Below are 23,740 nucleotides of genomic sequence, written 5' to 3'. Positions count from 1 at the left end.
GATGGGATTACTACAGAGATATAGTATTTGTTTAATCCTATTGATAGGAATAAACACAGTGTCTTTCGCTCAAACAAAAGACACAACAGGATTTAAAACTTTCTTTAAAGAAAATATAGAATATCAACTAAGAGGACAATTCAGCATAGGAGGAAGTACTCCACTCGGTATGCCTGCTGAGATACGAGAGATCAATAGTTATAACCCTACATTGCAATTAGGACTAGAACTAAATGTAACTAAATGGCTGAGTAACGACCATAAATGGGGAATCCGTACAGGATTGCGCATGGAAGGTAGGGGGATGAAAACAGATGCACGTGTAAAGAACTACTATACTCAGATAGATGGTGGTGATGGAAAACACACCAAAGGGTACTTCACAGGAAATGTAAAGACGACTATGAAAAACTCTTATATAACCTTCCCCGTATTAGTAGCCTATAATGCATCTGAGAACTGGAATGCCTATGGAGGACTGTATCTATCAGGCTTAATAGACAAGGACTTTACAGGATATGTGTATGATGGAGTATTAAGAGAAGGTACGCCTATCGGTACACCTGTAGAATTTGAAGGAGATGCTAAAGGAGACTATGACTTCTCGGAGAACCTCAACAGGTTTCAATATGGAGTACAAGTAGGAGGTGAATACAAACTAAATACACATTTCCGCATATTCTCAGATCTAAACTGGGGGTTGAATGGTGTATTTAAAAAAGACTTTGATGCTATATCCTTTAAAATGTATAATATTTACTTAAATCTCGGTTTTGGGTATACGTTCTAACGTTAAAAAAACATTAAACTATGACGGTCAATCGTATAGATTGGCCTTTATTATTTAAAAACCATTTGAAACATTCTCATAGTGTCTTTCGTTTTCTCAATGAATAGGCAAACTTTAAGACTACAAAAAAATGAATTGACTATATTAATATCAAAAAAGACAGTTGTTCTCATATCCTTAACGTATTTAAGGGAAACGGCTATTGGAATGATAATCCTTATCTTTGCATGTTCGTTTATTACTTGATAGTTACTTAAATATTAAATTATCATTAAATAACGAACAGCAAAATTATATAACAAAATAATACAATACTTATGAGAATAAACTACTTATTATTCGCCCTATTAACAACCATAGGGATCACATTCTCGTCTTGTATAAAAGATGAGGCAGACACAATGGAATCTGACATTACTTCTGCAACAATTGAAGATGCGAATAAGTTCTTACTTACTACTACAACAATTACTAATAATAATGTGTTCTTTAGACTTCTTCCTGACGTAGATGAAAGAGAGTTCGCACCACTATTTAAATTATCAGACGGAGCAACTATTACTCCTGAAAATGGGTCAAAACAAAACTTCTCTAAAGGACCAGTACAATACATTATTACATCACAAGATGGTAAATGGAAAAAAACATACAATGTAAGTTTCTTGACAAATACGTTTATCACACATTATGATTTCGAAAATGTAAAAACTGAAGTAACTGAAGGGCCTGATGGACAATACCACGAATTCTTCGAAGTACTTCCTGATGGTATGATAAAATATGACTGGGCCAGTGGTAACCAAGGTTATAATATGTTAGCAGAAACACTACTAGAAGACAATCAAGAATTATCACCAGCAGTGTACCCTACCTTCTCTATTAATGATGGATACAAAGGTAAAGGAGTAAAAATGGTAACTAGAAGTACTGGACCACTTGGTAGTATGATGGGATCTCCTATCGCAGCAGGAAACTTATACTTAGGTACTTTTAACTTCACATTCCCAGCTATTAAATCTACAAGATTTGGTATTCCTTATAGTACAGGAATTAATATGCCTAAAACATTAAAAGGATACTATAAATATAAAGCTGGAAAAGACTTTACAATCACAAGCAAAGGAGGTTCTGCTCTAACTAAAGATGCATGGGATGCTTATGCTATTATCTTTGAAAAAGGAGATAATCCTAAAAAAGAATTCTTAGCAGGTGACCACAAATTCTTAGATCCTAGAATGATTGCTATCGCAAAATTAGACGATAAGAACAGAGTTGAAACTGATGAATGGACAAAATTTGAAATCCCATTCCAAATGGTGGAGGGAAAAACTTTTGATCCAAAGGCTAACTATATGATTGCTATCGTATTCTCTGCAAGTGTGGAAGGAGATATCTTCAATGGAGCAGTAGGTAGTACTCTACAAATTGATGAAGTTGAATTAGACTTCGATAAGTAATATTAGCACAATACATAATTAAGAGACAATGAAAAAAATAATATATACGTTAGTATTATCATTAGGTGTACTGACTGCTTCTTCTGCACAAAATCAAGAAGAACCAAAAGCGTCAGACAAAAATTCTTTTGAAAAATTCTTTACAGAAAATATGGATTACCAAGTAAGAGCACACTTTAGCATAGGTGGTTCTTCTCCTTTAGGTCTTCCAAAAGAAATAAGAAAAATCAATAGTTATAACCCAGGATTACAATTAGGTTTAGAGGCTAATGCTACAAAATGGTTAACTGATGACAAACAATGGGGGGTTCGTTTAGGTCTACGCTTTGAAGGTAAAGGGATGACAACGAAGGCTAATGTAAAAGGTTACTTAACAGAGATTATACAAGACAACTCTAAAGTAAGAGGTTACTTCACTGGAGATGTAAAAACGAAGGTAAGAAACACTTATCTAACTGTACCTGTAAATGTGGTGTACTCTATCAATGATAACTGGAATATCTATGGAGGTTTATACTTCTCAGCTTTAATAGACAAAACATTTGATGGATATGTATCGAATGGTCACCTAAGACAAACTGACCCTAACGGTATTAAATTAACTTTCGAAGATGATAGTAGTGCTCCGTATGACTTCTCTGATGAAGTACGTAAATTCCAATGGGGTACTCAAGTAGGTGCTGAGTGGAAGATGAATAAACACTTCTTTTTACTAGGAGAATTATCTTATGGATTTAATGGAGTATTAAATAGTGATTTTGACGCTATATCGTTCTCTATGCACAATATATACTTAAACCTAGGATTTGGGTACCAATTTTAATTAAAGTGTCTTAAAATGCAAATAAAAAGGCTTGTAGAGTTTTCTACAAGCCTTTTCTTATTTCAATAGAATAGATTATTCTGATTATTTTACTAATACTTCTTTAGCTACTTTATCTGTACCGTCTATTTCTTCTGTAATCTCTAATCCAAGTATTTTAGCGATAACAGGATATACATCAATATTCTCAAATGTTCCTATTGTCTTTCCTGATTGGAACTGTGGTCCTTTAGCTAAGAATATAGCGTGCATTTCTTTCACAGCAATAGGGTCAAAACCGTGACTACCTGCTAACTTTCTGTTAGTAAAATAGTATGGAGCTTCCGCTGTCACCACGATATCTCCTATTCTACCAAAACGATCATGCTCTTTGCTAAAATGAAACTCTTTAGGTAGATCTTCAGCCTTATACACTTTCATGTGTTTAGGGTTACTCGCTTTTTTAATCTTCTTATAGTACTTGTCTATCTGAGTTTTATCATTGATAAAAGCGCTTATATAAGTACCATTACTCGCTAGTTTCATCTCATCTCCTTTTAACTTTAAAGGAAAGCTCAATAGCGTTTCTTGGTCAAGTGCTAGCATTCCGTGATCAGAGACAATCACATAGTTCACAGGTAAGTTTAGCTTATCTACAGCTGCTACAAGTTTCTCTATAGATTGGTCAGCATAATGAACTGCTTCTTTTGTCTCTTCTGCATCTGGTCCGAATCCATGACCTGCATGATCTACTTCTGGTAAATAGAAGGTAATGAAGTGAGGTCTTTTCTCTTCTGGTAATGTCAACCAATTCACTACTTCATTAATACGTCCATCCATGTCAAACTTCTCAGAGTAAGCATAGTAATATGATGGTAAAGTCCCTTTAATAGGAGCTTCTGAACCTGGCCAATAGTAACATGCACTCAACATTCCTTGTTGTTCTGCTAATACCCATAATGGTGTACCTCCATACCAAGCTGGATCGTGTACTGCTTTAGCATTTCTAAGTGAGTATCTCTCTTCTATCTTTGGGTCATACATATTGTTCCCAACTAAACCATGGTGTGAAGGATAAAGTCCTGTTGCTATTGTATAATGATTAGGGAAAGTAACTGATGGATAAGATGGTTGCATAGACTCTGCTCTCACACCTTCTTTTCCAAACTTCTCTAAAAACTTAGTTCCAAACTTCTCGATATAATCGTAACGGAAACCATCGATAGAGATTAAGATAACATAAGGCTTATCAACTTGTTTACTATCGTTTACTCGATTTTCTACTACGATTTGTTTTTGTACTTCTTGAGCAGAAACAGTGCTAGACATAGTCAAACCCAACCCGAAAGTTAATAAGGCGAATAGTATTTTCTTCATGTTGTTTTGTTTTTCTCGACCAAATATCCGTAGATAAATTTATCCTTACAAAGTAAATTCTTATTTTTATAACTATTTTAAAAATTACACCACTTAATATGAAACATATAAGCATACTCGGCAGTGGATGGTTAGGTACACCATTAGCCGAAAATTTAATAGAAAAAGGGTATCACGTCAAGGGCTCGACGACAACTCTAGCTAAAATGAATATCTTAGAGGAACATCAGATCAAGCCTTATCATATCAATCTATATGAAGATAATGTTCAGTTTTTAGATTCATTCATTGGCAATGCTGAACTTCTTATCATTACTATCCCTCCTATTAGAGATGAGCCTCAACCAACGTATGCTGAGAACTTTAAAAAACTACTTCCTTATATTCGTAAACACAATATCAAGCATGTCATCATGATGAGTTCTGTGTCTGTATATGCACCACAAAGGGAAGAGATTACAGAAGACAATCAGCTATTCTCAAATGAACCTACAGCAGTACAAATTAGAGAAGCTGAAGATGTTCTATTAAATGAAGAAGGTATAAACACTTGTATCCTACGCCTAGGAGGCTTATTCAGTGAAGAAAGAAAACCTATAGACTATATCATTAGGAGAAATATATTAGAGAACCCTGAGTTACCTATCAATATGATTCACCTTAATGATATCATCACGTTATCTACTGCTATTATAGAAAAGGGATTCACAGGTAAGCACATCTACAATATCGTATCTCCTAAATATAAAAACAGACTAGATTATTACACACAAGAGGCGACTAAACACAGTCTGACTTTACCTCCACTAGGAGAGAATAATAGCGATTTTTACAAAAAAATTAGTGGAAATAAGATAGCTATAACCACTGATTTATCATATAAATTTTAGGTAAAAAAAGAATAATTATTCAAAGATATATCCTAGATATTTCAAGTTAATCAATAGAATTGTATCATAAACTCTATTGATGTAAAAATAATTTATCATCGTTTTTTTTAGTACCTTGTATGCTACAAGAAAGTCTTCTATTATGAAAAAGATATTATTCCCGACAGATTATTCAGAGACTGCAAACAATGCTTTTAAGTACGCATTGCAGTTAGCTAACTATAGAGAAGCCGAGCTCTATGTATTACATGTTTATGATCCGCCTATCATATCAGGAGGGATTAGTCCACATCTAGTAGAAAACGTCATTAAGAAAAATGACTTCGAGAAACTAGAGCAATTACATGCTAATAGTCCTGCTCTTATAGACATGAGAGCTGAACTAAACTTAGAACACGTGCCTGTATTCTTTAAAGTAAAAGAAGGATTGCTTATTCCTGAAATACAGAATGCTATTGAAGAAAATCATATTGATTTTCTAGTAATGGGTACTGATGGTGCTAATGCTAGTTTTCACAAGAAATTATTAGGCTCTAATACGATAAATACGATTACTAAAGTAGATATACCTGTCTTAAGTGTACCTAAAGAAGCACATTTTAAGGATCTAAACAATATTATCTTTACTTCACGCTTTGAAGTGGAAGAAGAAGCTACATTGGATGATATTATTCAAGGTGTTAAAACTAATAAAGCACATTTAAAAATAGTACATGTTAAATCAAAAGGATGTATCTCATGTGAAGAAGTTTATAATAAATGGAAAGAGAAATATAAAGATGCTCCTGTAAGTTTCCATATCTTCAATGCAGAAAATATAGAAAAGACACTACTTGACTTTATAGAACACGAACCTGTAGATATGGTAGCAACAATCAAAAGAAATAAAACTTTTATAGAGAATATCTTATCTAAGAGCGTTACACAGCACTTAGCTAAACGCTTAAAAGTTCCTTTCTTTGTTTATAAGTCTAAGAAATAGATAGCTTAATATAAAAGAGGTTAGCCAATGGCTAACCTCTTTACTTTTATACTTATTCTTTATTTTCTTCTTCTATACTAATCTTCTCAGGATAAGTTTCTTCTCCCAGTAAATAACCCCAAGGTCTTAAACTATCTACACGATCACATATAATCTTGATAATAGCTAAAGTTGGTATAGCTAATAACATCCCAGATATACCCCATGCCATCTCTCCTAAAATAAGCCCTACTATCACGGCTAAGGAATTGACTTTAACTTTAGATCCAACTATTCTCGGCATCACAATATTACCATCAATAGCATGGATAACTACAAAGGCAATTAATACAAGTAATACCTTGGCTCCAGAAGCAGATGCAAATGTGACTAGAATAGTAATAATTAAAGCTATTAGAATACCGATATAAGGTAATACATTCAGTACCCCCGTAATCAATGCTAGCATAAAAGAATACTTAATATCTAGTACTAAAAACGCGATAAATGCTAATGTGGTAACAATCATCATCTGTAACATCAGCCCTACTAAATACTTCTTCACCATATTCTGAATAGCATGTATCGTATCTAACACTTTATCCTTATAGCCACTGTGAAATAACATTAATACAAAGCGTACCAAATGCCCCCTATAGATCAATAGGAACACAGAATATAAGAACGTAAATACAAGAAATATCAATAAAGTAGACAAAGAACTCATAGCAGCTCCTAATATATCTGTACCTGTCTTTAGTGAATTAGATGCAGCTGATTCTAAGTAATTCATTTGATTCTCCTTAGCGATACCAAATTTAGTATATATCCATTCTTGAATACTAGAGACTCCAGCTAGCAACTGCTGTTGGAATGCTGGCCAATCATCTTGTAAATGTGTTAATTGCATTCCTATCAACAATAGAACACCACTCAAAACAAGCAAAGCTAAGACTACAACTACTATAGATGCAATAGCACGAGAAAACCTAAATTTCCTCTCTAAAAACTCACTAAAAGGAACTAATAAAGAAGCTACCAATACACCTAAAAACATTGGTACAAATATGTTCTCAAGCAAAATAGCGATATAACTAAATACAACCAAGCTAAGTAAAACACAGGTTATCTTTAGATACAAAGGGAATTGGACAAACTTATTCATGTGCATTTTTTATATAAAAATAAACAATTACAGACTTAATCAGCATATACACATTCAGAAATAAAGAAGCTGAAATAAAAAAAGAGCTCTAAGAGCTCTTCTATTGAATTTTTATAATGTCATTTCAGGAATATCTCCCTCAATGATTAAAGTAACCTCAGTAGCCTTTATAATGTCTTCTACAGACACTCCTGGTGCTCTCTCTAACAGTTTAATACCTTGATCTGTTACTTCCATAACAGCTAATTCTGTTACTATCTTTTTCACACACTTCACTCCTGTTAAGGGTAATGTACATTCTTTTAATATCTTAGACTCTCCAGCCTTATTCACGTGCATCATTGCCACAATTATATTCTCGGCAGAAGCTACTAGATCCATAGCTCCCCCCATACCTTTTACCATCTTACCAGGAATCTTCCAGTTCGCAATGTCTCCTTGCTCTGATACTTCCATTGCACCTAGAATAGTCAAGTCTACATGTTGTCCACGTATCATCCCAAAGCTAGTAGCTGAATCAAAAAAAGATGCCCCTGGCAAACTTGTAATTGTTTGCTTACCCGCATTGATTAAATCTGGATCTTCTTCTCCTTCATACGGAAAAGGCCCCATACCTAATATACCGTTCTCACTCTGAAACTCAACATTCATACCTTCAGGTACATAGTTTGCTACTAATGTCGGTATACCTATTCCTAAATTTACATAGAAGCCATCCTTAACTTCTTTTGCTATACGTTTTGCAATTCCTACTTTATCTAACATAACTTAAGTTTAAAAGGTGATTAATTCTTTGAACGAACTGTGCGTTGCTCAATTCTCTTCTCATACTGTTCTCCTTGGAAAATACGCTTAACGAATATCCCTGGTACATGTATTTCATTCGGATCTAATTGTCCTGCTGGAACTAATTCTTCTACTTCTGCTACAGTTATCTTAGCTGCTCCTGCCATACAAGCATTAAAATTACGTGCTGTTCCTTTAAAAACTAGATTACCTGCTTCATCACCTTTCCATGCTTTTACAATGGCAAAATCAGCATCAAAAGCTAATTCTAATATATGTGGCTTACCTTTAAACTCTCTTACCTCTTTACCCTCTGCTACTTCAGTGCCATAACCTGCTGGAGTATAAAAACCAGGAATACCCATCTGAGCAGCTCTACACTTCTCTGCTAAGGTACCTTGCGGAGTAAGCTCTACTTCTAACTCTCCAGATAGCATCTGACGCTCAAACTCTGCATTCTCTCCTACATAAGAAGAGATCATCTTTTTTATCTGACGCTTCTGCAATAACAATCCTAAGCCGAAATTATCTACACCTGCATTATTAGAAATACACGTTAGACCACTTACGTTCTTCTTTACCAATTCGGCTATGCTATTCTCTGGAATACCACAAAGGCCAAATCCTCCTAACATGATAGTCATGTCATTCTGTATATCTGCTAAAGCTTCTTGAACATTAGCTACCTTTTTATTGATCATAATATTTGGTTTAGTAATATGTTCCTAAAATACAAAAAAAAACGCCTTTAAAAAAAGGCGTTTCTATTATTAAAAATCAAATTCTTCTGTGTCTAAAGCCCCTTCAGAAACATCATCTGTTTCTGGTTGAACAATTTTCGTACAATCTACTCGTATAGAAAGGTGTTCTGGTACAGGGAAGCCTGACTTAGCTACCTCTAAATTCTTATCAGCATAACACTTATTCATGAATATACCCCAAATAGGCAATGCTAATGTTGCTCCTTGTCCATAAGTCATCGTTCTAAAGTGAGCTGCTCTATCATCATTACCAACCCATACTCCCGTTGCTAAATTCGGTACCATACCGATAAACCAACCGTCACTATTGTTCTGACTCGTTCCTGTTTTACCTGCAATAGGATTAGTAAACTTATAAGGGTGACCTGTTACTCGTTTATAACCTGCACCTTGCCAAGTAGTACGTAGTCTTACCCCTGATCCTGACTCAGTAACTCCTTCTAACAACTTAATAATAGCATAAGCTACATCCTTACTCACTACATCCTTCGTCTCAGGTATAGCATTGAATAAAATAACTCCATTCTTATCAGCTATACGTGTAATAAAGATAGGCTTCACATAAATACCTTGATTCGCAAATGTACTATAAGCAGCAACCATATCACTAACAGTAATATCAACAGCCCCTAATGCAATCGCAGGACTTTGTGGAATATCTCCTGAGATACCTAAATCTCTACACATATTCACAACAGCCTTAGGCCCTACTTTATCCATTAGCTTAGCAGTTATAGTATTTACAGATCCTGCTAAAGCTTGTTTTAATGTCATAATACCTCTATAAGAACGATTCGAGTTCTGAGGACTCCAGTCTCTAGAGATGCCATATCTACCTTTAGGCATAGTAAATGGTGAATCTATTATAGAGTCACATGGAGAATAGTGCAATTGCTCTATAGCAGTAGCATATACAAATGGTTTAAATGTAGAACCTACTTGTCTCGCTCCTTGCCCTACGTGGTCATACTGGAAGTGTTTATAATTTATACCTCCTACCCATGCTTTAATATGTCCTGTCTGAGGCTCCATTGCCATCATACCCGCTTGTAAGAAATGCTTATAGTAACGGATAGAGTCCTTAGGAGTCATCACAGTATCTCTCTCTCCTTTCCAAGAGAAGATTCTCATCTCTGTTTTCACATCAAATGATTTGATGATATCACTTTCAGATTTCCCTTGTTCCTTCATCTGTCTCCAACGCTCTGAAGTCTTCATTGCTCTCATCATAATATTATCAACCTCTTGTTGATTAATTTTATAAAATGGAGCCATTTTATTATTCTTCTGATCTATAAAGAACTCTTCTTGTAAGTTAGCAATATGTGCTTCTACAGCTTCTTCACCATACTTCTGCATACGAGAGTCTATAGATACATATATCTTTAATCCATCTCGATATATATCATAAGTAGTACCATCTTTTTTAGGATTCTCTTTTACCCAACGACGCATATAATCACGTAAATACTCACGGAAATAAGTAGCGATACCTTCTCTATGACTTTCGGGAGTGAAGTTTAATGCCAATGGCAACTCTTGTAATCTTATACTTTCTTCTTTAGAAATAAAGCCATTACGAGCCATTTGATGCAGTACTACATTACGTCTCTTATGTACTAACTCTGGTCTACGAACAGGGTTAAAATAAGCAGGATTCTGTAACATCCCCACAAACATAGCTGCCTCATCTATAGTAAGATCTTTAGGTTCTTTACCCATATAAATACGAGTAGCAGAGCGGATACCTACAGCATTATTTACAAAATCAGCTTTATTTAGATACATCGTAAGAATCTCTTCTTTTGTATACTGTCTCTCTAGTTTTACAGCGATAACCCATTCTTTTGCCTTCTGAGTAATACGCTTAGGTAAACTTCTAGAGCCCTCTCCGTGAAACAATAATTTAGCTAACTGCTGTGTAATAGTACTAGCCCCACCACTACTTCCTACAGAAGTAATAGCTCTAAGTGTCCCACGGGCATCAATACCAGAATGATCCTTAAAACGTTCATCTTCTGTCGCTATTAGAGCATTAACTAAATACTCTGGTAAATCTTCATACTTAACAGGTACACGGTTTTCTAAATAAAACTTACCTATCGTTTTACCATCTGATGAGATAATCTCTGTCGCTACATTACTAGCTGGGTTCTCTAATTCATCGAAGGTTGGCATCTGTCCAAAAACTCCCCAAGATGCACATAAGAAAAAGAAAATAACCGCAGCAACCATTCCTAAGAACAGAATCCAAAACATTTTTAAATATCCACCCAAACTCTTTGGTTGTTTCTTATCTCCTTTTTTGTTTTTACTTGAACTCATAAAGTCTATAATACTTATAAATCTAATACTCTATTATTGTTTTTCTATACGAAAGCCTACCTCTGATACTCCTTCTAAAGAATTAACCCCTTCTACCTCTCCTAATTCGCGAACAACCTGCTCTATGGTAAACTTATAGCTTCCCTTAGCAGGAAAAGCAAATCCTTCCTTCAATTCTAATTTACTCTCTTTTACATCAGAAAAACCATTCCCTAACAATGTCCCATCAGGATTGGCCATTTGAAACTGTAAAGTGTCAATTACTACATCTAAATTAGGTTGATGCATTTTAAAGATTACAAATAAATTACTGTAAGGATAACTTTTATTTACTCTTATATTCAAATAAAGATTATGACGCTGTACAGTATCATATACGTCATACACAAATGTTTTTACATCTGTTCTATCCCAGACACCTGAAGTCTTCTGATATTGGTCAAAGACCATATTCGTATCTCTTTGACAAGACACAACTGAAAACAACACAGTGCTCAATACCAATAAATAACTACTAATTCTCTGCATTAGAATTGTCACTATTATTATCTTTTTTAAATCGTTTATTTCTATTCGGGCGGTTTCCTTTATGATGTTGTTTTGCCTTAGCAGTACCTTCACCATCAGTACCTCCTTCATTAGTTCCTTCTACAGGTTTCTTCTTTTCCTTAAAATGAGGTTTACCTTCTCGTGGCCCCTTATTTTCATTTCTAGGTTCTCTAGGACTTTTCTGCTCTCTAGTTCCTCCTTTTGCCTCTTTACGAATATTTTTTTGCTCTCCTGTATTCTGTTTCTCTAGATTTGCACCTTCTCTCTCCTTATTCCCCTCTGCTCTATTCTTGTTTCTATTACGAGGTTGTTGCTTATCTCTAGGCTCTCTTTCACCTTGTTTAGGTTGCTTATTATTACGAGCTTCCCCACTAGGTGTTTTCTCACGAGATGTATTTGGAGCCTGTGCTTCTTGTCCCTCTCTAGCCTGTCCATCCTTCTTCTTGTTATTTCTAGAAGGTTTTTTCTTACGTTTTGGCTGGTCAAAACGAGTAACACTATCTTGTTCAGACGCATTGTTAAAGTCTATCTCCTCACATTCTACTTCTAGCATATAGCTCTCTAGTTCTTGTCCTTTTTGATCTTTTCTATTCAAAGCAAGAATCTCTTTCACCATCTCGGTAGATAATACATACCAGTTCGCAGAATTATTAATATAAGCAAACCACATTTGCCCTTTAAATATATCTATCTTCTGACATATTGCTAATCCTTTTATCGTCATTAGTTTTGTATCAGAATCAGGCATATCTTTCAATGCTTCTAAATAAGTATCTAATTCAAAGTTCAAACAACACTTTAGCTTACCACACTGCCCTGCTAACTTCTGCGGATTAAGTGATAACTGTTGATAACGTGCTGCAGATGTATTTACACTTCTAAAGTCTGTTAGCCAAGTAGAGCAACATAATTCACGTCCACAAGAACCAACTCCACCTAATCGAGCAGCCTCTTGTCTAAATCCTACCTGCTTCATTTCAATACGGATACTAAACTCTCGTGCAAAATCCTTAATTAATTGTCGGAAATCCACACGCTCGCTAGCTGTGTAATAAAAAGTCGCCTTAGAAGCATCACCTTGAAACTCTACATCAGAGATTTTCATCTCTAACTTTAAAGCTATAGCTATCTCACGAGCTCTAACTTTTACAGTTTCTTCTCTATTACGTGCCTCTTGCCATATATCAATATCTTTTTGAGTTGCCTTGCGATAGATTTTTAAAACCTCTCCATTTGGATCAGCTTTTTTCTTTTTCATCTGTACCTTTACTAACTCCCCTACCAATGACACAATACCAATATCATGCCCTGGTGAAGATTCTGTAGCTACAATATCTCCCATAGAAATTGCAATCTCTTTTGGGTAGCGATAAAAATCTTTTCTACCATTCTTAAAACGAACCTCTACTATATCATATATCTCGGTGCCATTAGGATAAACCATATTTGACAACCAATCAAAAACTGCTAATTTATTACAGCCGTCTGTTCCGCACGTTCCCTTATTCTGGCATCCCTTCGGGAGTCCACTACTATCTTTTTCTGTTGAACAATTTGTACAAGCCATCTAATAATTTTTATATATTGAATCCCTTACGGGAATTATTGCATTTATTTACTCGCTGTAAAGATACTATTTTTACATCTCTCTTAAATATTTTTTTATTCTACAACTTTTTCACATCCCCATTCCGTTAATTATCTTATTTAAAATAGACTACAGCCTACTATAACCCTTTATTTCATCTTATATTTTTATACTATTTTGTTATAAAAATAGGTGTTTTTACATATGCGAATTGACAAGATATAAAAAGAAATACAACTAAGCATGATTATATTATCATTAAAACATTCTTTTAATAACTCTTTATAAAAGTTAACATACTTATATCAAGACATAATTCGAGAACAATTATATTCGAATTCTTACTAAAAACCTACCATTAGCAAGAATGTTACACGTATTCTACATTTATACGGCAAGTAAGTACACCGCTACAATAACTATCAAAATAGGTTGGATATAATTTTTGTATTTTTGGTTACTCAAAATAGCACGAAACTTATGCACTCAACAAATACAATAGGTATATTAGGAGCCATTCCACAAGAAGTAAATGGGATTATCACTCAACTAAGAGATAGATCTGAAAGAAAAATAGGTAATCGAACTTACTATGAAGGTTATATCCATGACCAAAAAGTAGTAGTAGTTTACTCTCGAATAGGTAAAGTAGCTGCAGCTGCTACTGTGGCGACACTTTTATTAGAGTTTAAAGTAGATCGAATTGCTTTTATTGGTGTTGCTGGAGGCATTCATCCTAATGTAAAAGTAGGTGATGTAGTCGTAGCAAAGAATTTGGTACAGTATGATATGGATGCTTCTCCTCTAAGACCAAAATTTGAAATACCTCTGCTAGGCAAATCCTATTTTGATACTGATACAGATTGGTCAAAAGAGACTTGTGATCATATAGATAATATGTTTGGGCTAGAGAATCTACACCAACTAATTACACCATCAGAGTTAGCTAAATTTAATATTACTAAACCTACTGTTCATTATGGAACAATAGCTAGTGGAGATCAATTCTTTTCTACATCTGAACAAAAAAACAATCTTCAGTCACAGTTGCCGGAAGTGTTATGTGTAGAAATGGAAGGGGCCGCAGTAGCACAGGTTTGTTTTGAGTTCGGAGTACCGTTTATTGTGATACGTACAATCTCTGATAACGCAAATGAAGAGGCAAGTTTTAGCTTCCAATCTTTCGTAGAAGAAGTATCTCTTGTCTATGGCCAAGAGATCATCAATAAGATGTTTTAGACCTGTTCTAAAACAATAATTCTAGGACATATATTCTAAGTAAAGAACATAAAAAAAGCTCGGCATAGCCGAGCTTTTTAAGTTATTATATTGAATAAAGATTATTCGAAAGAAATCTTATCGATTAATAAATCGTAAACAGCCTCTTTACCAACTTTAATACCTATTACAGTTCCTTTTTTAGTTTTGTTAATAGTAGGATTCTCAATAACCACTTTAGTCCATCCTCCTTTAGTATCTATAGTACCTGTATAGGAGTTAGAAGCATCAGGTTTTGTGAATACAACTTCTTTTTCTCCTTTAGCAGCTTTAGTAGTTAGATTGTAAGGTTTAGAAATATAGATAATCTCACCATTTGCATTAGTAGTTGATGTACCATCATATACATTTATAGATAATGACTTCGCAGCTGTTCCTTTAATATAGAAAACGATCTTAGTAGCTGAACTAGAAATTGTTTGGTTTTCTGTACTAAATAAGAAATCATTACCCTTAGGTGTTCCTTTAACAACTAAAGCTCCTCCTCCATTTTGTCCTTGTCCTTTTCCTTCTTTTGCTAAAGGTAAAACTCCATAAGTATTTGTTGATTTAACAAAATTAGCCCAATTACTAAAGTCAGCAAGTACATTAGGTGTGTTTAAATCAACACCAGCTACTCCTTCTCCTTCTGCTTTATCACCTGGTTCTTCAGGTCCAGTACCACTGTTATCAACTGGAGTACCGTCTTCAAATTTAATCTCATCAATTACTAAGTCATAATTAGCCTTACTTCCATTTCTAAAAGCAATAAAATTACCTTTAGCACCAGTATTAAAATCACCTTTTAATTCTGATAAATCTAAAGTTACTTTAACCCATTTACCTTGAGTATCTATCTTACCATCGTAAATATTAGTAGTATTACCAGAAGGTTTCCCATCATATACAGTCTCAACCATATTAGGTTTAATTACTTTTGTCCCTTTAATATTTTCAACGTTATAAGCGTAATAATTAATTCCATTTGCTTTATAAACATTAACAGATAATGATTTATCAGCTTTCCCTTTCATTAAGAATGAAATTTTTGTAGCATCCTTAGGTACGTTCACTTTCTCAACAGAAAATAAATATCCATTATTACTTCTAGTACCTTTTACAGCCATACCACGACTATTCTCCCATCCTTGCCCATCGGCTTTCTGTGCAGTAGCATCACTTAATTTATTCTGGTAAATCACTTTTAAAAATGCATCCCAATCTTCAAAGTCTGCTCCAGGAAAGGCGTTAAACTTGCCAGGTTTTGCAATAATACTAGGATCTCCTTCATCTATAACTTCTTCAGTAACTTCAAAAGGATCTTGATCCAATTTCATATCTTCCATAGTTCTAGGATAGAATTGAAGTGTCCCTTGGAATTCACTAACGATACCCGTAATAGAACCACTTTCTTCAGGAATAATTTGATCTTTAATCGCATTAGAATACTGTCCCGTTCTAACAACTAATGAGTTCCCTTTCTTGTCAACCATTTTTCTCAATGTCTGACCTTGTGCATCATTACTTTCTTTATCATCTTTATCATAATAAGTCTTACCCACTACTGATCTATCAAACTGAACTTCATTAACTCGGATTAATTTTCCTATTAAAGTTTTATCACTTTGAAGTTGCTCTAACGTTACAACATTGATGTATTTATCAAACTCATCACCTGTAATAACATTGCAAGATCTGTATAATGTATTTCTTAATTTAGAACCTGTAATAACATCAGCATATTTATTACCACTACCAGAAGTATAAATCCCTCCTCCAATAGTGATCATTCCGTAGCTATTATGAATATAAGTTCCATTAAGCTTAACAAACACTTTAGATCCAACAGGATAAAGGGCAAATGCTCCTTTAATATCCACCTTTAAAGTAACAGGAGTTTGTGTATTTTCATCAACAATATAAAGTTGTTGGTGAAAGTTACCACCTTGGTCACTAGAGACAACGATACCAGAGATAGTTTCGTCCTTAGTATATTGAGCAACCACTTTACTATCTTCTTTAACAGTAGAGTATAATCCATCTATCGTTTGATTAGCTGCAATATTAGGTTCATTACAGTTCACTGGTGGAACTGAGAAGTCATCATTCTTCGCACACCCTGTAAGGATAAGTCCTGCGAATGAAAAGTATAATAATGATTTAAAAATTGTCTTCATCTTGAAAAGTTTTTTAGAAGTTGTAATAAACATTTACAAAGAAATTACGTCCATATGCATACCAATATTTATTGGCAAAAGTGTTTGTTCCACTTTGAGTGTTTAACATCTCACGTTCGTAGTTAGCATTTCTTGCTTGTTCGAATCCTCCTGTTTTATATTGTTTGTTAAACAAGTTATTTACGCTAGCGAAAAAACCAATAATATTTCTATTTGGCAATCTCCAAGATTTTCCTCCTGTAAGATTTACAACAGTAAAATCAGCTAATTGTTCTTGTTTTAAAACAGATCTAAGTTTATCTTCTGTTAAATTACTAAAAGGTTGTCCCGTAGCAGGGTCTTTTACGAAGTTCTCAGTTCTTCTTAGTCCAGAAATATTAGTGTAAGCATGATCCATGTAGTTTATGTTCGCTCCTACCCACCAGTAAGCTGGGTCTCTATATTCTAAACCTAAAGATAATGCTGTCTGAGGCCCATTACCAGTTCTATAATCTTTCATATAAGCTGTTCCGTAATCAAACGTTTTAGCCACATTATCAGAGTTTAGACGTAAGTTAGGATTGTTAGTATAGATAGACTGACCAATAGTTGCAGCTGCAGTAGCTTTTAATGTTTGTGTTAACTGATACTCTGCACCTACTTCTACTCCGATATTACGCTTATTTACACCAGTTAAGATCTCTGATACAAATGCACCTCCTGTACTAGACAAGAAGTCTCCATTGTCGTCCACGATACCAACACCATCTGCATAATAGAAGTTAATCTGTGTACTATTTTTGATTTCAGATAAATATCCCGAAACTCTAGCTTTTAATTTTGGTGTTCTAACGATATAACTACCATCGATACTAAACACATCTTCATTCGTTAAATCTTTAGTTACCAAATTATTTAATCTTGCATTAGCAAAAGTATTTCTTACTGAAGGCGCTTGATTATAATATGCAGCATTTACACTGAACGCATGACGACCTGTTAAATGATAAACAGCTCCTCCTTTAAATCCAAAGTTATTAAAATCAACTAAGCCACTTTTTCCATAAGAATTATTTTCATACACAGCATTTTTATACTTTCCATCTCTCTCATAAGAAGTATATCCTATTTTTTGTGCTACATAAAAATCAAACTTATCATAATCAAAGTTAAACTGTGTAAACACGTCAATAACATTAGAGTCAATTGCGTAATTATACCCAAATTTATCACCTGTCGTAATTTTGCGATTAGGATTATTTAAATCACTATCTTGTTTACCAGCATCTTGATATGTATCAAGATCCATATAGTAATCTCCTCCTAATAAATCAACAGCTTTTTTATAATATAAAGAGTGAACTCTTCTGTAATTAAATCCAGCGTCTAAAGTTACTTTATCAGATAAAACAGATTTTAAATTAGTATTAAAAGAAAATGTTTTATCATCTTGTCTATCTTCATATTGCATAATCTTACTAGCTCCACCATTAGCTTTATTAATAGTGTAGATATCATCCCAATTAATTTGTCCATTATTCTGAAAATCTTCTCTCACATATTTAGCTTGATCTAACAATGCTTGAGTATCACTTTTGAACTCACTATCTGGTAGATTATTAAAATCTTCTTGAGACATAGACCAATAAGAAGGGTCTATTTTATTCAAGAAGTAACTAGGCATTTTTTTGTAGTACGTTGGATCTGGATTTATACCATCTACATAACCTAAACGACTATTAGCAATATGTCCAAATTGATAAGAGGCAGTACTTGTCAAAGTATTAGACTCATCAATCTTCCAATAGTGTGTTAACTGGAAGATTGGTTCAGAAACATCTTTATAACGAGAGTTTCTCTTATCTCCATTTTGCCATCCCCAATAAGAGTTATATTTAAAATCCTTTAAACTTGCTTGTTCTTCAGTAATAGGAGAGTTTTTTCCTCTCTTATTCTGTGCATAAATAGCTGTAAAGTTCAAACTATGATTATCATTGAATTTCTTTTCAACAGCAGCAAATAAAGATAAAGCGTCATAATTAGTACCATCAAAATATCCTTCTTTAGCTCCTCTATAAGAAGCCGATAATGCAAATGCCCATCCATTCTTATTTAGTCCTGAAGAATAGATCGCATAAGGTCTCCAAGTATAGTTCGTATTAGAACCTGAGAAACCTGCTTTAGCGCCTTTTCTGATTTGAGATGCTCTCGTAGAAATGTTTTGAGTACCTAAAATCCCTCCAAAGTTAAAATCAGATGGTGTAGATCCTGAAGAAAAAACTTGATTACGAGTAGCGTCATTTAGACCTCCCCAGTTCCCCCATTGTGGACGACCATCTTGTACTTTGTTCATCACCACTCCATTGATCATGGTTTTACCGTACTCATTATCAAGCCCTCTCACTCTAAAGAATGCCGATCCCCAGTTATAAGCAGCTGCTTGTTGGAAAGGATCTTTTGTAGCTTGTAATAAACCCGATGAAGTGTCATTACTAGAGTCATCATCACTTAGGTCATTCTCCGTAAGTGTAATAAGCCCTAAATTTGCAATAGAAGCGAAATCCTCGTCTAAAGAAATTGTACCAAGATCGATGATACCATCACCTACCTCTACAGGTAAACGCTTTGTTACATATCCCACATAAGAGATTACAACATCATGGTTACCCGTTTTAACATTTTCTAAAGTGAATCTCCCTTCATTGTCTGTTAAAGAGGAAACATTAGTAGCCTGTACTTTTACAGATACCGCATTCATTGGCATCTGAGTGGTACCATCCACTACTTTCCCTTTAATTTCCTGAACTCCTTGTGCATAAGATATAACTACCTGTAACACAAAGAATAAACTAAATAAAAGTTTCTTCATAAATTAAAAATGATTAAAGTGCTATGTTAAGAAATACCGTAAGGTTATTTCTAATACAAAGGTATGTTATTATAATAATATTAGCTATTTTTGTCAAAGAAATAAGACAATTCTTTACTTAAATTAACCTAGTCATGCACATCAAACTTCAAAGAATCTTTTTGTTGTTTGCTCTTATCACAATGGGAGCTCAAGCACAAGAGAAAAAGTATGAGATTCAAACAATTGCGTTCTACAACTGCGAAAACTTGTTTGATACAATTAGAGATCCAAAGATCTACGATGAAGAGTGGACTCCTACTGGAGCACAAGCTTGGACATCTAAAAAGTACCAAAAGAAAATCCACAATCTTGCGAAAGTGATGTCTCAGATTGGTACTGATGAAAACCCAAAAATGCCTGCAATAATTGGTGTAGCCGAAGTTGAAAATAGAGCTGTTCTAGAAGACTTAGTACGCGACCCACAACTTGCTGCTGGAGATTATGGTATAGCTCATTTTGATTCTCCTGACAAACGTGGTATCGATGTAGGATTACTATATCAGAAAAAGCACTTTTCTGTAACTAATGCGACTCCACATCCTCTTTATATCTACGATATGAATAAAGTAGACAGACATACAGGAGAAAAAGGTACTCGTATTTATACTCGTGATCAACTGTTGGTAACAGGGTTATTAGATGGAGAAGAAGTACATTTTATCGTAAATCACTGGCCTTCTAGAGTAGGTGGAGAAAAAAGAAGTAGCCCATTACGTGAAGCTGCTGCTGCATTAAACAAAAAGATCATCGATTCATTATACACTATCAACCCAAATGCGAAAGTAATCACTATGGGAGATATGAACGACGGTCCATACAATAACAGTATGAAAAAGGTACTTAAAACAGCTGGTAAAAAATCTGAACTTACTCCACAAGGTCTTTTTAATCCTATGGAAAAAATGTCAAAAGATGGATTAGGGACATTGGCTTACCGTGATGCATGGGACGTTTTTGACCAAATGATAATTAGTGAACCTTACGTTAGAGATGATTATTCATCATGGGCGTACTGGAAAGCAAGAATCTATAAAAAACCATTTATGGTTCAACCAACAGGACAGTACAAAGGTTATCCTCTTAGAAATACAAATGGAGAACCTGGTTTTAGTGACCACTTCCCTGTATACATCTATCTAATTAGAGAATTAAAATAAGATTACTTGATATAAGTATAAAGCCGTTTAAGACATCTTAAGCGGCTTTTTTATTACAGCTAACTAACTAACTAACTAACTAACTAACTAACTAACTAACTAACTAACTAACTAACTAACTAACTAACTAACTAACTAACTAACTAACTAACTAACTAACTAACTACATTAAAAGCTTTTTAAGCAACTTTACATCCATCGACAAACAAACAGACATCTTATAGCAAAAAGCTCCTTAAATCAATTAATAGCACAAAAAAAGGGATACTCAGACGAGTATCCCTTTTTTAAAAGTATAATATTCAGATTAGTTGTTTAATGCCTCAGCACCACCAACAATTTCTAGAATTTCATTTGTAATAGCAGCTTGACGAGCTTTGTTGTAACTTAACGTTAATTCATCACGTAAGTCCTTAGCATTATCAGTTGCTTTGTGCATCGCAGTCATACGAGCTCCATGTTCAGAAGCTACAGAGTCTGCAACAGCTTTTAATAATTGAGTTTTTAAAGAAAGAGGAATTAATGTATTAATAATCTCTTCTTTAGAAGGCTCATAAATATAGTCAGAACTAGCATTCTCACTAGTTTCAACAGGTAACAATGGTAAAAACTGCTCTGTTACTACATCTTGTGTAGCAGCATTTTTGAACTGATTGTAAACGATCTGAATTGAATCATACTTCTCTTCAACGAAAGCTTCCATCATTTGTTCAGCTATAACAGCACAATTTGCAAAATCTACATGATCAAACAAATCACTTTTGTTCTCAATTACAGTAAAAGATTTACGTAATATATCGTGACCTTTTTTACCAATTGTCAATAAATCAACATTAACGTCTTTATATTGAGTAGCTTTAAGCGTATTAATCTGTTTGATAATATTCGCGTTAAAACCACCACACAAACCTCTGTTTGAAGTAATAACCACAAGAAGAACATTTTTAATCTCTCTAGTTTGAGAATATACTCCTGAATTATCACCTTCTAAAGTTGCGCTAACATTTTGAATCAACTCAGTCAACTTTTCTGAATATGGACGCATAGCCATAATAGTATCAGTAGCTTTTTTAAGCTTAGCTGCAGATACCATCTTCATAGCAGAAGTAATCTGCATTGTCGATCCGATTGATGAAATCCTATTACGTATTTCTTTAAGGTTTGCCATTGTAAATTGTATATAAATTTATCTACAAGTGACATGATATCACTTGTAGACAAACATTATTTCTTAATATTTTGCAGAAATTTCTTTAGCTACTTTCTCAAGTACACCAGTAATTTCATCAGTGAATTTACCAGCTTTTAATTGATCTAATACATCTCTATGACGAGAGTTTAAAGCATCTAAATAATCCTTTTCGAACTCTTTTACTTTAGAAACTGGTACGCTTCTAAGAAGGTTTTTAGAACCTGCATAGATAATAGCTACCTGATCTTCTACAGTGTATGGATCGTTAACAGCTTGCTTTAAGATCTCAACGTTACGTTGTCCTTTAGAGATAACATTCATTGTAGCAGCATCTAAATCAGAACCAAACTTAGCGAAAGCCTCTAACTCACGGTATTGAGCTTGGTCAAGTTTTAAAGTACCAGCTACTTTCTTCATTGATTTAATCTGAGCAGAACCTCCAACACGAGATACAGAAATACCTACGTTAATAGCTGGACGAACACCTGAGTTAAATAAATCAGATTCTAAGAATATTTGTCCATCAGTAATCGAAATTACGTTAGTTGGGATATAAGCAGAAACGTCACCAGCTTGAGTTTCGATAATAGGTAAAGCAGTTAATGAACCACCACCTTTAACGAATGGTCTGATAGACTCTGGTAAATCATTCATGTTTTTAGCGATTTCATCATCACCGATAATACGAGCAGCACGCTCTAATAATCTTGAGTGAAGGTAGAAAACGTCTCCAGGGTAAGCTTCACGACCTGGTGGACGACGTAAGATTAATGACATCTCACGGTAAGCTACCGCTTGTTTAGATAAATCATCATAGATAATTAATGCAGGACGTCCTGTATCACGGAAGTACTCTCCGATAGCAGCACCTGCCATTGCAGCATAAACTTGCATTGGAGCAGGATCCGAAGCATTAGCAGCTACGATAATAGTATAGTCCATTGCACCTTTATCTTCTAAAGTTTTAGCAATACCTGCTACAGTAGAAGCTTTTTGTCCAATAGCTACATATATACAATATACTGGTTGCCCAGCATCGTAAAATTCTTTTTGATTTAAGATAGTATCGATACAAACAGTTGTTTTTCCTGTTTGACGGTCACCAATTACTAACTCACGTTGTCCACGTCCGATTGGAATCATGGCATCAACAGATTTAATACCTGTTTGTAACGGCTCAGTTACTGGTTGACGGTAGATTACCCCAGGAGCTTTACGCTCTAATGGCATCTCATATAAATCACCTTCGATAGCACCTTTACCATCGATTGGAAGACCTAATGTATTAACAACACGTCCTACCATTTTCTCACCTACTTTAAGTGAAGCGATACGACCTGTTCTTTTTACTGTAGATCCTTCTTTAACACCAGTAGGAGCTCCTAACAATACAATACCTACATTATCCTCTTCAAGGTTCTGCACCATTGCCTCTAGTCCATTCTCGAATACAACTAGCTCTCCGTATTCAGCATTTGTCAACCCGTATACACGAGCAACACCATCTCCTACTTCAAGTACTGTTCCTACTTCTTCTAAAGAAGCCTCTGAGCTAAATCCAGATAATTGTTTCTTTAAAATCGCTGATATTTCAGCTGGTTTAATTTCCGCCATTT

At 34.5% G+C, this 23,740-nt stretch carries 18 protein-coding genes; 7 read left to right on the top strand and 11 right to left on the bottom strand.

Going from position 1 to position 23,740, the window contains the following annotated elements; all coding sequences use genetic code 11:
* The first annotated feature begins 1 nt into the window (after position 1).
* The 3 genes from E0Z07_RS05680 to E0Z07_RS05670 all read left to right on the top strand — a co-directional run bounded on the left by E0Z07_RS05680 (position 2) and on the right by E0Z07_RS05670 (position 3,070).
* Entirely contained in the window at positions 2-790 is a 789-nt protein-coding gene (locus E0Z07_RS05680; RefSeq protein WP_131541080.1) for a porin family protein, read from the top strand.
* A gap of 317 nt (positions 791-1,107) precedes the next feature.
* Positions 1,108-2,247, top strand: a complete 1,140-nt coding sequence (locus E0Z07_RS05675; protein ID WP_131540435.1) for a PCMD domain-containing protein — start codon at positions 1,108-1,110, stop codon at positions 2,245-2,247.
* A 28-nt stretch (positions 2,248-2,275) separates the two neighbouring features.
* Positions 2,276-3,070 (top strand): porin family protein, encoded by a 795-nt coding sequence (locus E0Z07_RS05670; RefSeq protein ID WP_131540434.1) that lies wholly within the window; start codon positions 2,276-2,278, stop codon positions 3,068-3,070.
* 84 nt (positions 3,071-3,154) lie between these two features.
* On the opposite strand, the gene E0Z07_RS05665 is transcribed toward E0Z07_RS05670, so the two are convergent.
* Positions 3,155-4,426, bottom strand: coding sequence for an alkaline phosphatase family protein (locus tag E0Z07_RS05665; protein WP_131540433.1), 1,272 nt, complete (start codon positions 4,424-4,426; stop codon positions 3,155-3,157).
* A gap of 98 nt (positions 4,427-4,524) precedes the next feature.
* On the opposite strand from E0Z07_RS05665, the gene E0Z07_RS05660 reads away from it, so the two are divergent.
* Complete coding sequence (locus E0Z07_RS05660) at positions 4,525-5,316, top strand: NAD(P)H-binding protein (protein WP_131540432.1); 792 nt, start codon at positions 4,525-4,527, stop codon at positions 5,314-5,316.
* Between the two features lie 142 nt (positions 5,317-5,458).
* Positions 5,459-6,298 (top strand): universal stress protein, encoded by an 840-nt coding sequence (locus E0Z07_RS05655; protein WP_131540431.1) that lies wholly within the window; start codon positions 5,459-5,461, stop codon positions 6,296-6,298.
* 52 nt (positions 6,299-6,350) lie between these two features.
* Here E0Z07_RS05655 and E0Z07_RS05650 read toward each other — a convergent pair whose 3' ends face one another.
* From E0Z07_RS05650 to ricT, 6 genes are all read right to left on the bottom strand, one after another.
* Positions 6,351-7,442, bottom strand: coding sequence for an AI-2E family transporter (locus E0Z07_RS05650; RefSeq protein ID WP_131540430.1), 1,092 nt, complete (start codon positions 7,440-7,442; stop codon positions 6,351-6,353).
* A 111-nt stretch (positions 7,443-7,553) separates the two neighbouring features.
* Positions 7,554-8,207 (bottom strand): CoA transferase subunit B, encoded by a 654-nt coding sequence (locus tag E0Z07_RS05645; protein ID WP_131540429.1) that lies wholly within the window; start codon positions 8,205-8,207, stop codon positions 7,554-7,556.
* A 20-nt stretch (positions 8,208-8,227) separates the two neighbouring features.
* Positions 8,228-8,929 carry a CoA transferase subunit A gene (locus E0Z07_RS05640; protein WP_006257824.1) on the bottom strand — a complete coding sequence of 234 codons (702 nt, stop codon included), beginning with the start codon at positions 8,927-8,929 and terminating at the stop codon, positions 8,228-8,230.
* A gap of 69 nt (positions 8,930-8,998) precedes the next feature.
* Positions 8,999-11,314 (bottom strand): transglycosylase domain-containing protein, encoded by a 2,316-nt coding sequence (locus tag E0Z07_RS05635; RefSeq protein WP_131540428.1) that lies wholly within the window; start codon positions 11,312-11,314, stop codon positions 8,999-9,001.
* 33 nt (positions 11,315-11,347) lie between these two features.
* Entirely contained in the window at positions 11,348-11,842 is a 495-nt protein-coding gene (locus E0Z07_RS05630) for a gliding motility lipoprotein GldH (protein ID WP_131540427.1), read from the bottom strand.
* Positions 11,829-13,430, bottom strand: coding sequence for a PSP1 domain-containing protein (ricT, locus tag E0Z07_RS05625; protein ID WP_131540426.1), 1,602 nt, complete (start codon positions 13,428-13,430; stop codon positions 11,829-11,831). Before ricT ends, E0Z07_RS05630 begins: the two co-directional genes overlap by 14 nt.
* A gap of 501 nt (positions 13,431-13,931) precedes the next feature.
* Between ricT and E0Z07_RS05620 the strand changes: the two genes are divergently transcribed.
* On the top strand, positions 13,932-14,690 hold the full coding sequence (locus tag E0Z07_RS05620; RefSeq protein ID WP_131540425.1) for a 5'-methylthioadenosine/adenosylhomocysteine nucleosidase: 759 nt from the start codon (positions 13,932-13,934) through the stop codon (positions 14,688-14,690).
* A gap of 101 nt (positions 14,691-14,791) precedes the next feature.
* Here the strand turns inward: E0Z07_RS05620 and E0Z07_RS05615 are convergent, their stop codons facing one another.
* Entirely contained in the window at positions 14,792-16,885 is a 2,094-nt protein-coding gene (locus tag E0Z07_RS05615; protein ID WP_131540424.1) for a DUF5689 domain-containing protein, read from the bottom strand.
* A gap of 13 nt (positions 16,886-16,898) precedes the next feature.
* A complete protein-coding gene (locus tag E0Z07_RS05610) occupies positions 16,899-19,733 on the bottom strand; it encodes a TonB-dependent receptor (protein WP_131540423.1) in 2,835 nt (944 codons plus the stop codon).
* A gap of 134 nt (positions 19,734-19,867) precedes the next feature.
* Here E0Z07_RS05610 and E0Z07_RS05605 point away from each other — a divergent pair, with 134 nt between their 5' ends.
* Entirely contained in the window at positions 19,868-20,932 is a 1,065-nt protein-coding gene (locus E0Z07_RS05605) for an endonuclease/exonuclease/phosphatase family protein (RefSeq protein ID WP_131540422.1), read from the top strand.
* Between the two features lie 307 nt (positions 20,933-21,239).
* On the opposite strand, the gene atpG is transcribed toward E0Z07_RS05605, so the two are convergent.
* Positions 21,240-22,100, bottom strand: a complete 861-nt coding sequence (atpG, locus tag E0Z07_RS05600) for an ATP synthase F1 subunit gamma (RefSeq protein WP_131540421.1) — start codon at positions 22,098-22,100, stop codon at positions 21,240-21,242.
* A gap of 63 nt (positions 22,101-22,163) precedes the next feature.
* On the bottom strand, positions 22,164-23,738 hold the full coding sequence (gene atpA / locus E0Z07_RS05595; RefSeq protein ID WP_131540420.1) for a F0F1 ATP synthase subunit alpha: 1,575 nt from the start codon (positions 23,736-23,738) through the stop codon (positions 22,164-22,166).
* Positions 23,739-23,740 lie beyond the last annotated feature (2 nt).

The organism is Myroides odoratimimus, from assembly GCF_004337635.1.
GTDB lineage: Bacteria > Bacteroidota > Bacteroidia > Flavobacteriales > Flavobacteriaceae > Flavobacterium > Flavobacterium odoratimimum.
The sequence above is the reverse complement of the archived record's forward strand: the minus strand, read 5'-3'. Positions and strand labels throughout refer to the sequence as shown.